Origin of the sequence: Thermus sp. (assembly GCF_040290245.1) — a bacterium.
In the GTDB taxonomy this organism is placed as follows: Bacteria; Deinococcota; Deinococci; order Deinococcales; family Thermaceae; genus Thermus_A.
The window spans coordinates 1-13,659 of the sequence record NZ_PSMQ01000048.1 but is presented as its reverse complement, the minus strand read 5'-3'; the positions used below and the strand labels follow the sequence as shown (position 1 = coordinate 13,659).

13 protein-coding genes and 1 pseudogene are annotated in these 13,659 nt (G+C 67.4%); 2 read left to right on the top strand and 12 right to left on the bottom strand.

The genetic code is table 11. The features are described from left to right. Positions 1-220: pseudogene (locus C4301_RS07375) on the top strand (DNA repair protein RecN); the annotation flags it as partial. Between the two features lie 3 nt (positions 221-223). Here the strand turns inward: C4301_RS07375 and C4301_RS07370 are convergent. From C4301_RS07370 to gmk, 5 genes are read right to left on the bottom strand one after another with little or no spacing between them, the layout of a single operon-like run. After that, positions 224-835, bottom strand: a complete 612-nt coding sequence (locus C4301_RS07370) for a MarC family protein (RefSeq protein ID WP_352414453.1) — start codon at positions 833-835, stop codon at positions 224-226. A gap of 9 nt (positions 836-844) precedes the next feature. After that, the gene (argR, locus tag C4301_RS07365) at positions 845-1,300 is read right to left on the bottom strand and encodes an arginine repressor (protein ID WP_352414452.1); all 456 of its coding nucleotides are present in this window, start codon (positions 1,298-1,300) and stop codon (positions 845-847) included. Continuing rightward, a complete protein-coding gene (coaBC, locus tag C4301_RS07360; RefSeq protein ID WP_352414451.1) occupies positions 1,297-2,484 on the bottom strand; it encodes a bifunctional phosphopantothenoylcysteine decarboxylase/phosphopantothenate--cysteine ligase CoaBC in 1,188 nt (395 codons plus the stop codon). Before coaBC ends, argR begins: the two co-directional genes overlap by 4 nt. Further along, a complete protein-coding gene (gene rpoZ / locus C4301_RS07355; RefSeq protein WP_352414450.1) occupies positions 2,484-2,789 on the bottom strand; it encodes a DNA-directed RNA polymerase subunit omega in 306 nt (101 codons plus the stop codon). Before rpoZ ends, coaBC begins: the two co-directional genes overlap by 1 nt. After that, positions 2,789-3,433 carry a guanylate kinase gene (gene gmk / locus C4301_RS07350; protein ID WP_352414449.1) on the bottom strand — a complete coding sequence of 215 codons (645 nt, stop codon included), beginning with the start codon at positions 3,431-3,433 and terminating at the stop codon, positions 2,789-2,791. Before gmk ends, rpoZ begins: the two co-directional genes overlap by 1 nt. Before the next feature lie 86 nt (positions 3,434-3,519). Between gmk and C4301_RS07345 the strand changes: the two genes are divergently transcribed. Continuing rightward, positions 3,520-4,953, top strand: a complete 1,434-nt coding sequence (locus C4301_RS07345; protein ID WP_352414448.1) for a glycoside hydrolase family 13 protein — start codon at positions 3,520-3,522, stop codon at positions 4,951-4,953. On the opposite strand, the gene C4301_RS07340 is transcribed toward C4301_RS07345, so the two are convergent. From C4301_RS07340 to C4301_RS07310, 7 genes are all read right to left on the bottom strand, one after another. Next, the gene (locus tag C4301_RS07340) at positions 4,900-5,403 is read right to left on the bottom strand and encodes a methylated-DNA--[protein]-cysteine S-methyltransferase (protein WP_352414447.1); all 504 of its coding nucleotides are present in this window, start codon (positions 5,401-5,403) and stop codon (positions 4,900-4,902) included. The two genes, C4301_RS07345 and C4301_RS07340, sit on opposite strands and share 54 nt — an antisense overlap. Before the next feature lie 7 nt (positions 5,404-5,410). Further along, positions 5,411-6,526, bottom strand: a complete 1,116-nt coding sequence (locus C4301_RS07335; RefSeq protein WP_352414446.1) for a SpoIID/LytB domain-containing protein — start codon at positions 6,524-6,526, stop codon at positions 5,411-5,413. Beyond that, positions 6,527-7,999 carry a bacillithiol biosynthesis cysteine-adding enzyme BshC gene (gene bshC, locus C4301_RS07330; RefSeq protein WP_352414445.1) on the bottom strand — a complete coding sequence of 491 codons (1,473 nt, stop codon included), beginning with the start codon at positions 7,997-7,999 and terminating at the stop codon, positions 6,527-6,529. Then, the gene (locus C4301_RS07325) at positions 7,996-8,625 is read right to left on the bottom strand and encodes a Crp/Fnr family transcriptional regulator (RefSeq protein WP_352414444.1); all 630 of its coding nucleotides are present in this window, start codon (positions 8,623-8,625) and stop codon (positions 7,996-7,998) included. Before C4301_RS07325 ends, bshC begins: the two co-directional genes overlap by 4 nt. A 246-nt stretch (positions 8,626-8,871) precedes the next feature. Continuing rightward, on the bottom strand, positions 8,872-9,681 hold the full coding sequence (locus tag C4301_RS07320; protein WP_352414443.1) for a menaquinone biosynthesis family protein: 810 nt from the start codon (positions 9,679-9,681) through the stop codon (positions 8,872-8,874). Between the two features lie 4 nt (positions 9,682-9,685). After that, the gene (locus C4301_RS07315; RefSeq protein ID WP_352414442.1) at positions 9,686-12,463 is read right to left on the bottom strand and encodes a hypothetical protein; all 2,778 of its coding nucleotides are present in this window, start codon (positions 12,461-12,463) and stop codon (positions 9,686-9,688) included. Between the two features lie 65 nt (positions 12,464-12,528). Further along, the gene (locus C4301_RS07310; RefSeq protein WP_352414441.1) at positions 12,529-13,554 is read right to left on the bottom strand and encodes a 1,9-bis(guanidino)-5-aza-nonane synthase; all 1,026 of its coding nucleotides are present in this window, start codon (positions 13,552-13,554) and stop codon (positions 12,529-12,531) included. Positions 13,555-13,659 lie beyond the last annotated feature (105 nt).

Here is a 13,659-nt window from a genome sequence, read left to right as displayed (position 1 = left end):
TCTTTCCCAAACCCGCCAGGTCCTGGTGGTCACCCACCTCCCCCAGATCGCCGCCTTGGCCCAGGCCCACTTCCGGGTGACCAAAGACCCGGACCTGGGGGTGCGGGTGGAGCGGGTGGAGGGGGAAGAGCGGGTCAAGGAGCTGGCGCGGATGCTCTCTGGAAGCTACACCGAGGCCGCGCTGCGCCACGCCCGAAGCCTCCTCCAAGGAAAGCGGTGACGCTCAGCCCAGAAACCCCCGCACCCCGTCCGCCACGTACTGCACCGCCAAGGCGGCCAGAAGCACGCCCAGGACCCGGGTGACCACATTCACCCCCGTCCGGCCCAAGGCGCGGCGGACCAAGACCGCTCCCCGCAGAAAGACATAGGCCACCAGAAGGACCAGGTAGGCCGCCACCAAAACCATCAGCGCACCCCCGGGGCTCCCCTTGGCCTCCCCCGCCAGGATGAGGACGCTGGCCATGGCCCCGGGCCCCGCGATCAGGGGAATGGCCAGGGGGAAGACGGAGACGTCCTCCCTAAGGCTGGCCTCCGCCCGCTCCTCCTCGGTCTCCCGCTCCAGGTGGGCGAAGACCATGTCCAAGGCGATGCGGAAAAGGAGGATCCCGCCGGCGATCCGCAGGGCCTCGAGGCGGATGCCCAGGTGGTTCAAAAACCAGGCCCCGAAGAAGAAGAAAAAGGTGATCACCGCCCCCGCCACCAAAACCGCCTTGCGGGCGATCTGGATCTGGCGCAAAGGGGGCTTGTGCCCGGCCAGGCCCAGGAAAAAGGGGACCAGGCCCACCGGGTCCATGACCAAAAAGAGGGTCAGGAAGGCCTTCAGGAAAAACTCCAAAGCCGACCCCTAGGCCAAAAACCCGCCGAACTCCTCCTCCAAGGCCTGAGCCCCCTCCTCGCTCCGGGCCACGACCAAAATCGTGTCCTCCCCCGCCAGGGTGCCCACGATCTCGTCCCGCTTGAGCCGGTCGATCAAAAGGGCGATCCCCGAGGCATGGCCCTCCGCGGTCTTGATGACCAGGATATTCCCCCCGCGGTCAATGTCCTTCACAAACTCCTTAAACCGCTTCCTGAGGATTCCCAAAACGTCTTCGGGAAGCTCGAGGTCGGCCAGGGCGTACTTGTGCCGCCCCTTGCCCAAGGAGACCCGGACCAGGTGGAGCTCAGCGATGTCCCGGCTCACCGTGGCCTGGGTGACGTTGAACCCCCTCGCCCTTAGCCTTTCCACCAGCTCCTTCTGGGTGGAGATCTCCTCCTTGCTCACGATCTCCTGGATGGCGCGGTGCCGCTCGGCCTTGTTCATACGCTCCCCCTCAAACGCTTAATTTCATCCAGAATACGATCGGCAATCCAGCGTTTGGAAGCGCGGGGGAGGGACTCTGCCCGGTCTTTGTAGACCAGGGTCACCTCGTTCTCCTCGCTTCCAAAGCCCACCCCTGCCCGGTTCACATAGTTTAAAACCACCAGGTCCAGATTCTTGCGAAGAAGCTTACCCCTCGCCCGCTCCAACCCCTCCTGGGTCTCCATGGCAAAGCCCACCAGGACCCTTTCCCCCTTGCTTTGCCCCATCTCTTGGAGGATATCGGGGTTTTTGACCAGGCGGAGGATTCTCTCCTCCTCCGCCTTGGGCTCCTTCTCCTTCAAGACCTCGGCCGCCCGGTAGTCCGCCACCGCCGCAGCCATGACCACGGCCTCCGCCCAAGGGTAGCGGGAAAGGAGGGCCTGGCGCATCTCCAAAGCGCTTTCCACCCGGACCACCTCCACCCCCCAGGGGGGGGTTAGGCCGGTGGGGCCGGCCACCAGGACCACCTCCGCCCCGCGGTCCCGGGCGGCCTCGGCCACGGCGAAGCCCATCCGGCCCGAGGAGGGGTTGGAAAGGAAGCGCACCGGGTCGATGTACTCCCGGGTAGGCCCGGCGGAGACCAGGAGCCTCAGGCCCTTAAGGTCCTTGGGGGTAAGCCAGCTTTCCAGCCTCCCCACCAGGTCCTCGGGCTCCATCATCCGGCCGAGCCCCTCCCCCTCTCCCACCGCGGCCAAAGGCCCGTGGACGGGGCCGAAGAAGGCGTGCCCCCGGGCCTTCAGGGCCTCCACATGGGCCTGGACCAGGGGGCTCGCCCACATCTCCTTGTTCATCGCGGGGGCCCAGGCCACCCGGGCTGCCCCCGCCAGGAGGGTGGTGGAAAGGAGGTCGTCGGCCAGGCCCAAGGCCGCCTTGGCCAAGGCGTCCGCGGTGGCCGGGGCCACCAAGACCGCCTCCGCCCAGCGGGCGAGCTCGAGGTGGAGGGCCCGGCCGTCCGGCCGGAACCAGGCCTCCTCCGTGGCCACCTCCCCCCCCGCCGCCAGGGCCAAGGAAAGGGGGGTAACGAAGTCCAGGGCCCTCGAGGTGGCCAGAACCCGGACCTCATGCCCCCGTTCCCGCAGGCGCCTGAGCACCTGGGGGGTCTTGATCGCGGCCACTCCGCCTGTGGCGGCCACCAGGACCCGCATTACCTCTCCTTCTCTCCCTCCACCGGATACAGCTTATCCAGCTCCTTTTGCAGCCGGTCCTCGGGGACCAGGTTCTCCCCGAAGACGAGCCGGCCCAAAAGCAGCTCCTTCATGGCCCAGGTCACCGCGTTGGGGTCATCCTTAAGGCCCTCGAGGGTGCGCATCTTGGGGCGCTCCTCGGGGGCCAAGGCGGTGTTCTTGAAGCGGTAGCGGAGGAGCTGCTCCGCCCGCTTGGCCACCACCACCGTCAGGCGGTACTTGGAGTCCACCATGGCCAGCATCTGGTCAATCCCCACCTCTGCCATCAGAGCCTCCTTTCGATCTCGTCCAGTTCCGATTCCAAATCGGGGTCGCGGGAAAGGGCCCGCCTCAAGGCCTCGTCCATATAGGGGGTCTTGTGCTTTTCCGCTCTTATAATGGTCAAAAGCTCAAAGGCCGCCTCCTCCACCACCTCGTTGACCACCACATAGTCGAAGAGGTGGGCCAAGCGGATCTCCTCCTCCGCCCGGGCCAGGCGCTTGGCGATCTTCTCCGGGGTGTCCTTGCCCCGGAGGAGAAGCCGCCTTCTAAGCTCCGAAAGGGAAGGGGGGGCGAGGAAGATGAGGACCGCCGCCGGGAACCGCTCTCGGACCTGGAGGGCCCCCTGGACCTCGATCTCCAGCAAGACATCCTCCCCCCGGGCCAAGGCCCGCTCCACGGGAAGCCTGGGGGTGCCGTAGTAGTGGTCCACATACTGGGCGTACTCCAAGAAGCCCCCCTTGGCCACCAGGTCTAAAAACGCAGCCTCATCCACGAAGTAGTAGTCCACCCCGTGCCGTTCCCCCGGCCTGGGCGGGCGGGTGGTCATGGAGATGGAGTAGAAGAGCCGGGTCCTTTCCAGGACCTTGGCCCGGACCGTCCCCTTTCCCACCCCGCTTGCCCCCGTCAGGACAAAAAGCCGCCCCCGCATGCCCTGGCAGGATACCAAAGGGGAGGGCGTCCGGACAAGAGAATTTGTGAATTGGAATACCATTTTCCCGTGGTACACTGGGATTCGTGACGCCCCTTTGGAGCCGCGGCGCCTTTTTCTATCAGATCTTTCCCGACCGGTTTTTCCGCTTTGGACCCCACGGCCTTCCCGCCCCCACCGGCCCCTTCGAACCCTGGGAGGCCCCGCCCAGCCTGCGGGGGTTCAAGGGGGGCACCCTCTTCGGGGTGGCGGAAAAGCTTCCCTACCTGGCCTGGCTTGGGGTGGAGGCGATCTACCTCAACCCCGTCTTCTCCTCCACCGCCAACCACCGGTACCATACCGTGGATTATTTCCAGGTTGATCCCGTCCTGGGCGGGAACCAGGCCCTCAGGCACCTTCTGGACAAGGCCCACGGCCTGGGGATAAGGGTCATCCTGGATGGGGTTTTTAACCACTCGGGCCGGGGGTTTTTCGCCTTCCAGCACCTTCTGGAAAATGGGCCCCATAGCCCCTACCAGGACTGGTACCGGGTGCGGGGCTTTCCCCTAAACGCGTACGGGGGGGCACCCAACTACGAGGCCTGGTGGGGCAACGCCGAGCTGCCCAAGTTCAACCACCAAAACCCCGAGGTCCGGGCCTACCTCCTGAAGGTGGCCGAGCACTGGGTCCACTTTGGGATAGACGGCTGGCGGCTGGACGTGCCGAACGAGATCCAGGACCTCGAGTTCTGGCGCGCCTTTCGCCGCCGGGTGAAGATGGCCAACCCCGAGGCCTACCTGGTGGGGGAGATCTGGGAGGAGGCCCCGGAGTGGCTCCAGGGGGATCTCTTCGACGCCACGATGAACTACCCCCTGGCCCGGGCCCTTTTGGGCTTCGCCGGAGGGGGTGAGCTGGACCGGGACCTGGCCGCCCGAAGCGGCCTCGGCCCCCTCGAGCCCCTCCAAGCCCTAGCCTTCAGCCACCGGTTGGAGCGGCTTTTCAGCCTCTACCGGGAAGAGGTGGTGCAGAGCCAGCTCAACCTCCTCACCTCGCACGACACTCCGAGGCTTCTCACCCTTTTGCGGGGCAACCGGGAACGGGCCCGGCTCGCCCTCAGCCTTCTTTTCCTCCTCCCGGGAAGCCCCATGGTCTACTACGGGGAGGAGGTCGGGATGGAGGGGGGGCACGACCCGGAGAACCGGGCGGGAATGGTCTGGGACGAGGCCCGCTGGGACCAGACCCTGTTGCAACGGGTCCGGCGGATGGCCGAGCTCAGGAGGGCCCACCCCGAGCTCAGGCACGCCCCTTACCAGAGGGTCTACGCCGCCCACGGCCACCTGGCCTTCGCCCGGGGAAGGCTGCTCGTGGTGGCGAACGCCACGCCCGAGACCTGCCCCCAGGACCTCCCCCTCCACGGCCTCTGGCCCAGGGGGGGGGAGGCGGAGGACCTCCTGAGCGGGGCCAGGGCCAAGGTGGAAGGGGGAAGGCTACACGGCCCCCCGCTTCCGCCCCTTGAGGTGGCCGTCTGGCGCGAGGTCTAGCCCCTCCAGGGAAAGCAGCCTGGCCTTCAGGCCCTCCAGGCCCTTAAACCCCCCCAGGCGGCCGTCCTGGTGGACAACCCGGTGGGCGGGGACGAGGAGGAAGAAGGGACAGCCCCTCAAAGCCGCCCCCACCGCCCGGGCCGAAAGGGCAAGGGCTTGGCCCACCTCCTTGTAGCTTCGCACCTCGCCGTAGGGAATCCCTCGCACCTCCTCATAGACCGCCACCCGAAGGGGGTTTAGCCCGGTGTAGTCCAAGGGGAGGTCGGAAAACCCTGGACGGCGCCGGTCAAAATAGGCCCGTAGCCGTCTTTCCACCTCCTGGGCCAAGGGGCCTTCCGCCTCCTTTGCCCCGGGGTCCAGTGCCCCGGGCCAAAGGAGGGGCTCGAGGCGCCGGATCCCCCTTGGCGAGACCTCGAGCCACAAAGGGCAGAACGGGGTCTCAATCCACATCCCGGTCCTAGCGGGCCGCGAGGTTGGAGAGGAAGGTCCCGGGGAAGTAGTAGCCGAGGATCTCCCGGTACCCGTACCCGGCCTCCGCCATCCCCCTGGCCCCCCACTGGGAAAGCCCCAGGCCGTGCCCCGCCCCCCGGCCCCGGATGGTCAGGCCTTCCGGCCCCGCCTGGACCTCCTCAATCAGGGTGGACGGGAGGCCCAAAGCGCGGAGGAAGCGGGTGGCCTCCGGCCCCTCCATCTCCCTCCCCCAGACCCGGATGCGGTAGGCCCGGCCGCTCTCGCTCCGCTTGAGAAGGGCAAACGCCTCCTCCTCTGAAGAAGGCACGCTCAGGGCCTCGGAAAGCCCTTTCGTGTTCCCCTGACGGGGTTGCTTTGGCCCGGAGGGCCAAACACCAAGAAGCGACCTCCAAGAAACCCGGACCTCCCAGGCCCTTTTGGGGCTGAAGGGGTCGGGCCTGGGCCTGAGGTAGGGGACGAACCGGCCATAGACCTCCTCGCTCCCCGCGGTCATCCCTCCACTGTCGGAGTGGTACAGGGCCGAGATGGCCTGGTGGACCCCCGGGCCCGCCGGAAGGCTCACCACCTGGCCCGAGGTGGCCTCCACGGCCCTCCGGTGCACCGGGGTCTCCACCCCCATCCCCCCGTAGACCTGGCAGAGCTCCGTGGCGCAAAGATCATAGGGGGCCTGGGGGTTCAGGCGGTGGACCGCATAGGTTCGGGCGAGCACCGCCTGGGCCATAAGGGCCTCCTGGGGGAACCCCCCCGGCATCTCTCCGGGCAAGACCCCCAGGAGGTACTCCTCCAGGGGAAGGGCGTTGATCAAAAAAAGTCCAGACATGGAGGGCAAGACCCAAAGGCTTCCCCGGTAGCTCCGCCCGTCCAGGCGGAAAGGCCCCTCCAGGACCAGGCTCTCCACCACCTTCCCCTCCGCCCAGACCCCCCCCGGAAGGGACCGCCGGAGGGAGACCTCCCCCTCCGGGGTCTTGACGACCACCGGCTCCTTGGCCTCCTTGAGCAGGACCCGGACCCAGACCTCCGCCGGCCTCTGCCCCCAGGAGGGGAGGCCCTTAAGGGCAAGGATGCCCACGGCCAATAGAGGGAGAAGGATCAGGCCTCGCATTTAGCCCAAGTCTATCCGGTGGCGGCCCAGGGCGGGAAGGGCCTCCAGCCTCTCCAGGGCCACCGGGTGCTTGAGGGCGTACATGACAAAGGGATAAACCCGCTCCTGAGGGGTGTCCAAGGGCCTGAGGTGGAGCTTGAGCCGGCGCAGGTGTTGGGCCAGGACCTCGTCCTCGAGGAGCCTCCGCCGAAGGGCCTTGGAGAGAAGCCGCTCCCCCTCCCCCAGGACCCGGGCCCGGAACCGGGCCAGGGGCCGGACCAGGCCCGGCCGAAGCGAGCTGGCCTCCTCGATAAGCCCCTTCGCCTCCTCGGCCAGGCGCCTCAGCCGCTCTTCGAACCGCACCACCTCCTCCAGATGGGGCCTCAGGGCCTCCAAAAACACCTCCTCCCGCTCCACGAAGGCCCAAGGGTCCAGGCGGTACTTCCTGAGAATGCGCCCCACAGGGGGCTCCACCACCAGGGCGGAAAGCCTCTGGATAAAGGCGGGAAGGGGGACTTGGTGGAGGGCGTAGACCCCGGAAAGCTCCGCCAGGTACAGAAGCTCATTCGGCCCCGCCACAAGGGCGGCGGTGGGGAAGATCCGGTCCTGAAGGACGGGCCTGAGCCCGGCGGCGGGGGTAATCCGGGTGGGATCGGAAAGGAGAATCTCCCTGAGCTCCTTTTTGCTGTACCCCCTCTGGCCGTCGGTGAACCTCCCCCCTTCGTAAAAGAGGAGGCGGCGCTCCTCCGTCTCGAGAAACAGGTTGGTGGCCCCGGGCTTCCGCCTCAGGGTGGGCCTACCCCCGAGGGCCCGGATCCGGGAGGCTTCCCGGTTGATGGCTTCGGCGGAGGCCAAGGGGTCTTCCAGCTCCTCTAGAAGCCCTTCCACGAGCAAAGGGGCAAGCTCCTCGGCCATGGGGTCAAAGACCAGGAGTCCCCTGGGGCCGAGGTAGGCGAGAAGAAGCCGGGCAAAGGACTCGGAAAGGGTCCTCGCCGAAAGGGCGTAGTCCAGACGCTCGTCCTGGGGAAAGGAGGCCAAGGCCTCCCGGATCGCCTCCCGGTAGGGCTCGAGGGGGATGCGGCCCAAGGGCCTCGGGGGAAGGGGGAGGGAAAGGGTGGTGAAGCGCTCCTCCAGGTCCAAAAGGTGGAGGTGGCGCACCTCCTCCACGTCGTGGTCATGGGAGGCCACCCAGAAGACCGCGGCCACCGGTCGGCTTTGCCCCTCCCGGAGCTTTAAAGCCGTGTGGGCTTTGTAAAACGTATAGGCGGGCCCTCCCAGAAGCCCCGGCTGCTGGCCAGTGAGGATGCTCCGCCCCTCCGGGTGGGCCAGGGCCTGAAGCTGGTCCAAAGCCTCCTTGGGGGCCCCCAGGCGGCGCAGGTACCCCGCCAGGGCCTGGACCAGGCGGGACCGGTCCGCTGGCCTGGGCACCTCCAGCCTTTCTGCCAGGTCCTCCTCGGTGAAAAGCCCCAGGGCTTTCAAGGCCAGCCCCTTCATCCTTCCTCCAGGATCCTGGCCAGCCCCTCCTTGTCCACCACCTGGATCTTCCGGTATCCGAGCTCCAGGACCCCCCTTAGGGCCCACTCCCCGAGGAGCTTGGTCACCGTCTCCCGGGTGGCCCCCACCAGAGCGGCCAGGTCCTGGTGGCTCAAGGGCACCTCCCCGTCCGGGAAGTGGCGGAGGAGGGCCTGGGCCAGCCGGGCGGAGACCGAAAGGAAGCGCAGTTCCGCCAGGCGCCGCTCCGTCTCCTTCAGCCGGCCTAAGCTGAGCTCGAGGAAAAGCCGGGCCACCTCCGGGTTTCGCTGCACCACCAGGGCCAGCTCCCGGCCGGGGAAGGAGACCCCCTCGGTGTAGACCAAGGGCTCCGCGTACGCCCCGTAGGCCCCGCCCAGAAAGGCGGCCTCCCCCAGGACCCCCCCGGGGCCCAGAACGGCCAAGGTGGCCTCCTCATCCTTCTGGCCCAGAAGGAAGAGCCGGACAAGCCCCTCCTCCACCAGGTAGACCGTGTGCGCGGGGTCCTGGGGGTAGAAGAGCACCTCGCCTCGGCGCAGGCGGAAGGGACGGGCTAAGCGCATCACCTCCCGCCTGGCCTCCTCGGAAAGCCGACTCAGGGGGGATCCCATGCCTAAAGCTTACAGAAAAGGGAGGGTGGGGGGCCATCGTGCCCCTCACGGTCGAAAACCGTAAGGGCCGGACGCCTCCGCAGGGGATGGGGTTCTTTGGCCGCTCAAGGGGGTGGGGACCCGATCCCGCGACCAAGGCGCCGAGGTCATGAGCAGGCTGGACCGTGCGGTCTCCACCTTGGCAGGATGGGGGCCAGGCCCTTTCTGCCCCAGAAAGGGGACACCCTTAGGGCCCCGGGGGGTGGCTCAGAGAAACAGGGGTTGGCTCGAGGCAGGAAGGATCCCCCGGGCCTCGGCCTCCTGGAAAAGCCGCCGCACCGCGGCCTCCCCCTCCTTCCCCACGTCCAAGGAAAAGGCGTTCACATAGGTCTTGACATGGGCCCAGATGACCTCCTCGGAAAGCTCTTGGGCGTGGGCCTTTAGGAAGGGGAGGGTCTTTTCCGGATGGGCGAGGGCGTACTCTAGGCTCCCTCGCACCGCCTCGTCCCAGGCCCGGATCGCCTCCTCGCCCAACTCCCTCCGGGCCAGGATGGCCCCCAAAGGGAGTGGCAGGCCGGTCCAGCCCTCCCACCACTCCCCCAGGTCCAAGACCTTGCCCAGGCCATACTCCGGGTAGGTAAACCGGCTTTCGTGGATGATAAGCCCCGCCTCCACCTCCCCTCTCGCCACCAGGGGCATGATCTGGTCGTAACGGACCTCCACCGGTAGGAAGTCCTCCGCGTACAGGGAAAGGAGGAGGAAGGCCGTGGTGTTTCGACCCGGAACGGCCACCCGCGCCCCTTTCAGGCTCTTCAAAGGCCGCCGGGCCACGATCAAAGGCCCCACCCCCCGGCCCAAGGCCCCTCCGCTGCGCAAGGCCACGTACCGGTCCCGGACCCGGGCGTAGGCAGCGTAGGAGAGCTTCGTCAAAGGAAGCCTTCCCTCCAAGGCCCAGCGGTTGAGGGTCTCCACATCCTCCAGGACCGGCCTAACCGGGGCAGGGGCGGGCACTTTGCCGTGCACCAGGGCGTAGAAGGTGAAGGTGTCGTTGGGGCAAGGGGAGAACCCGATCTCCATGCCCCTACTCTACGCCCCTTAAGGCCCGCTTGAACATCTGGGGCGCGAACTCGGAAAGGGCCCGCAAGAACCCCGTCATCCCCCGGGCCCGGCCCGGGATGATGTAGACGGGTACCCCCAGCCGCTCCGCCTCGGCCCGGACCGGCTCGGAAAGGTCATGTCCCACGTAGCTGGAGACGATCAGGAGGCCATGGGCCTTCTCCAGCCGGCTCTGGATCCGCCTTAAGGCCTCCCGGCCGGAGGCCTGCTGGTCCGAGTCAAACCAGTCCACCCTGAGCCCCCGCTCCTCCAAAAAGGGGATAAGCCGGCTCCGAAGCTGGGTATGCCCCCCCAGGACCAGGAGGTACTCCCCGTGGAACTGGGGAAGCCCCTCCTGTAAAAGCCCCCCCTTTTCGGGAATGGGCAAGGCCTCCTCCCCCAGGACCGCCACCTTCTTCGAGGCCGCCTTGAGCTCCTCGAGGTAAAGGAAGAGGCTTTCGTCGTGGGGCCTCAGGAAGATCAGGTTGCGCAGGATCTCCTTGGCCAGCCCCAGATCCTTCTCCCGGTAAAGCGCCACCTCCAAGGCCTTCTGCCAGACCTCCGCCGCCTCCTTCCAAGCCCCCTTGCGCTCGTAATGCTCCGCCAGGTCAAACAGGAGGTCCAAGGCCTGGGGGCGGGTCTGGAGCTCGGAAAGCAGGAGGTGTTCCACCTCCTTCAGCCGCCCCTCCCGGTAAAGCAAGGCCAGGTACTCCCCCCTGACCCGCTCCGCCTCCTCCGTCTCGGGGAAGGCCCGGGAGAGGCGGTAGGCGAGGCTCAGGAGCTCAAACCCCGCACCTGGGGTGCGGGCGATGGCCTCAAAGACCAGGCGGAAGGCCTCCCAGGGGCCCTCGAGCCGCTCCACCAGGCCCACCAGGCCCAGGAGGTCCTTCTCCTCCACCTCCTCTAGCCCCGCATCCCTTACCCGGGAAAGGAGCTCCCGGGCGAGGACCTCCGCCCCCGCCTCCAAAGCCTCCCGGGCCATCTGGTAGAGGAAATAGGGAGGGTAGGCCCGGTGGGCGTGGGCCCGCTTGTAGTCCCCCAGGACCTCCAAAACAGGGTGGCCCAGGGCCCGCTTGACCCGGGCCAGGTGGTGGTAGGCCAGGCCCGCCACCCCCCCCTCCCCCCGCCGGGCGGCCCGTTCTAAAAGGGGAAGGGCCTCGTGGTGCCGCCCCTCCTTCTCCCTCAGGATGCCGAGAAGCAGCAAAGCCTCGGGAAGCTCCGCCCGCACGCTCGCCTCCGTGAGGTAGGGCTCCACCTCCTTAAGCCCTTCAGTCCCCGTGGCCTCGGCCGCAAAGCGGAGGCGTAGGGCCACCAAGGCCAGGCCTAAGAACCCCTCCGCCTCGTCCAGATCCGCCAGGCGGCGGGCGTACCGGTTGGCCCGGGCCCAAAGCCCCTGGAGGAGGGCGGCCCTTAGGCCCAGGCGGAGCATCCCCTTGGTGAGAAGGGCCGGGTCCAGGTCCTCCACGAACTCCGCCCGCCGGCTCACCTCGATCCACTCCCCTTCCCGGGCAAACCGCTCCATCCGCTCCTGGATCCTCTCCAGGGCCACCTGGATATAGAGCCCGGCCTCCTCCAGGCCTGACTCCACAAACTGGCGTAGGGCATCCGCGTACCGGCCCAGGCCCAGGTAGGCCCGGCCCAGATAGAGGCGGTGCCTACCCCCCCGGTAGGCCTGGGCCTCCAGGCGGGGCAACGCCTTCTGATACTCCCCAAGCTCCACCCAGACCCAGTTCCTGAGCGCCTCCGCCTCCTCCCGGCCCGCCCTCCTCAAAGCCTCCTCCGCCTCCAGGTACCGCCCCAGGGCAAAAAGGGCCCGGCCCCTTAGGTAGGCCGCCTCCCCTTCGGCCTCCTCGGGGAGGAGGGCCAAGACCTCCTGGTAAGCCCCCGCTTCCAGGCTGGCCCGGGCGGCCTCGCATACCCCCTCGGCCCGGACCAGGACCGGTTCCTCCTCTGGGCGTTTGGGGACAACCGGCTCCCTTAGGGGGAAGGCCTGGGCCTCCTTAGGCCTTTGGAGCGCCTCTGGCCGCCGGGCGAGGACCAAGGCGTAGTCCCCATCCCCCACCCGCATTACCTGGGTGAAGCCCAGACGGACAAGCCCCTCCTCCACCCCCTCCAGGCTCTTCCCCAGAAAAGGGCCATGGCCGTAGACGAGAAGCCCTCCAGGCCTAAGGAAGCGGGCCATGGCCTCCATCCTGGGAAAGAAGTGAAATGTTCTCCAGAAATTCTCCGGGTTCAGCTGGCTTTCCAACTCCCCCAGGTATCCCTCGGGGAAGACGGAGAGGAGGAGAAGGGTGTCGAAGACCTCCTCCGCCTCCCAGGTCTCCGCCCAGCCCAGGTGCCAGCTGACCTCGGGAAACCGCCTCTGCCCGAGCTCCAGAGCCTCCTCCACCCCCTCCAGGGCGTGCCAGGAAAGCTCGGGCCGCACCCTGTGCAGATACCCCACCAAGGCCCCGGTGAACCCCCCCACCTCCAAAACCCGCCCCTCCACCCGGGGGGGCACCTCCTGGACGTAAAACTCCAGGTAGGGAAGGTGCATGGCGTAGACCAGGGCCTCCCCCTTGGGCACCCTCAGGACCTCCCGGTAAAAACTTCGCACCCCCTCCAGGCCCCCGCCCTCCAGGTACCGCTTCCAGGCTTTAAGGACGGGGGCCCGCTTAGCAGGGCTTCCGATTCGTTTGGCCAGCTCGCTCTCGAACCGCCCCGGGGAAAGGGGGGCGGTCACCCCAAAGGTCTCGCGCAGGTACTGCTTGAAGGCTTCGGGCATTTAAGGGAAGTCTAAGGGGGCTGCCCCCTTATGGGCAACCCCCGTCCGCCTTATGCCAGGCCCCCTCAGGCCGCAGGCACCCCTAGGCTGAACCGGTCCGCGTAGCGCCGCTTGGCCCGGCCCTCCACCCGGTGGTAGACGTAGGAGGCGAGGAGGGGAAAGGCCAAGGTGGCTTCGGCGAAGACCATCTGGGAAAGGGCGGCGTCCACCTTGCCCCAGCTTTGCGCCTCGGAGAGCGTGGAGCCGGAAAGCCCCCCGTCCCGCTCGTCCGCCACCGTGATCTGGATGGCGTACTTGTGCATCTCCACCTCGTGCCCAAGCACCTCTGCCGCCACCACGATGTCCTGGGCGAAATTCTTGGGCACCCCGCCCCCCAGCATCACCAGCCCCGTGGTCCCGGCCCAGAGCTTGATCTGGGTGAGCTCCCGAAAGTCCGCCACCGAGTCGATGCTGAGATGCCGGTCCGGGTGCTTGACCTGGTGGTAGACCAGGCCGAAGCCCGCGGAGGAGTCGGAGAAGGCGGGCACGAAGATGGGAACCCCCTCCTCGTAGGCCGCCCGGACGATGGAGGCCTCCCCTAGCCCCCTCTCGGCCAGGTACCGGCCCATCTGCCAGATGAACTCCCGGCTGGAGTAGGGCCTGGGCTCGAGGCCTTCGGCGATCTCCGCAATGGTGTAGTCCGTGTGGCGGAGCTCCTCCTCGTCGATGTAGGTGTCGTAGATGCGGTCGATCCAAAGCCGCCGCAACCGCTCGTCGTCCGCCTTAGGGTCCCCCTGGTAGTGGCGGTGGCCCAGGGCCTCGAAGAAGTCCTGGTCCACAATGTTGGCTCCGGTGGCCACAATGACGTCCACCAGGCCCTTGCGGATGAGGTCGTGGACGATCAGGCCCTGGCCCGCGGAGACCAGGCTCCCCGCCAGGGTGAGGATGACCGCGCAGTCGTCCTGGAGCATCTGGCGGTAGATCTCCGCCGCCCGGTAGAGGTTCCTGGCCTGGAAGGCCGTCTTGCCCATGGCCTCGAGGATGGGCCCTGCGTCAAACGCCTTGATGTCTATGGGCACGACGGGCGTAGAAAGAAGCGCTTTCTTCTCCATCTCGTCTCCTTTCCACGCGGGGTGGGCGTCCGGCTCCCCCCTTGTACGCCGCCTGCTAAGCAGGAGCTTCAGTATACCATCCCCCGGCGATGGGGGGGTAGACCT

Bases quoted from the DNA above. Each gene is read 5' to 3' on its own strand.
- gmk (WP_352414449.1), bottom strand. From the start codon at position 3,433: ATGCGGGGGCGGCTTTTTGTCCTGACGGGGGCAAGCGGGGTGGGAAAG.
- C4301_RS07325 (WP_352414444.1), bottom strand. From the start codon at position 8,625: ATGGGATCCCCCCTGAGTCGGCTTTCCGAGGAGGCCAGGCGGGAGGTG.
- C4301_RS07310 (WP_352414441.1), bottom strand. From the start codon at position 13,554: ATGGAGAAGAAAGCGCTTCTTTCTACGCCCGTCGTGCCCATAGACATC.
- C4301_RS07315 (WP_352414442.1), bottom strand. From the start codon at position 12,463: ATGCCCGAAGCCTTCAAGCAGTACCTGCGCGAGACCTTTGGGGTGACC.
- C4301_RS07335 (WP_352414446.1), bottom strand. From the start codon at position 6,526: ATGCGAGGCCTGATCCTTCTCCCTCTATTGGCCGTGGGCATCCTTGCC.
- C4301_RS07340 (WP_352414447.1), bottom strand. From the start codon at position 5,403: ATGTGGATTGAGACCCCGTTCTGCCCTTTGTGGCTCGAGGTCTCGCCA.
- C4301_RS07320 (WP_352414443.1), bottom strand. From the start codon at position 9,681: ATGGAGATCGGGTTCTCCCCTTGCCCCAACGACACCTTCACCTTCTAC.
- coaBC (WP_352414451.1), bottom strand. From the start codon at position 2,484: ATGCGGGTCCTGGTGGCCGCCACAGGCGGAGTGGCCGCGATCAAGACC.
- bshC (WP_352414445.1), bottom strand. From the start codon at position 7,999: ATGAAGGGGCTGGCCTTGAAAGCCCTGGGGCTTTTCACCGAGGAGGAC.
- argR (WP_352414452.1), bottom strand. From the start codon at position 1,300: ATGAACAAGGCCGAGCGGCACCGCGCCATCCAGGAGATCGTGAGCAAG.
- rpoZ (WP_352414450.1), bottom strand. From the start codon at position 2,789: ATGGCAGAGGTGGGGATTGACCAGATGCTGGCCATGGTGGACTCCAAG.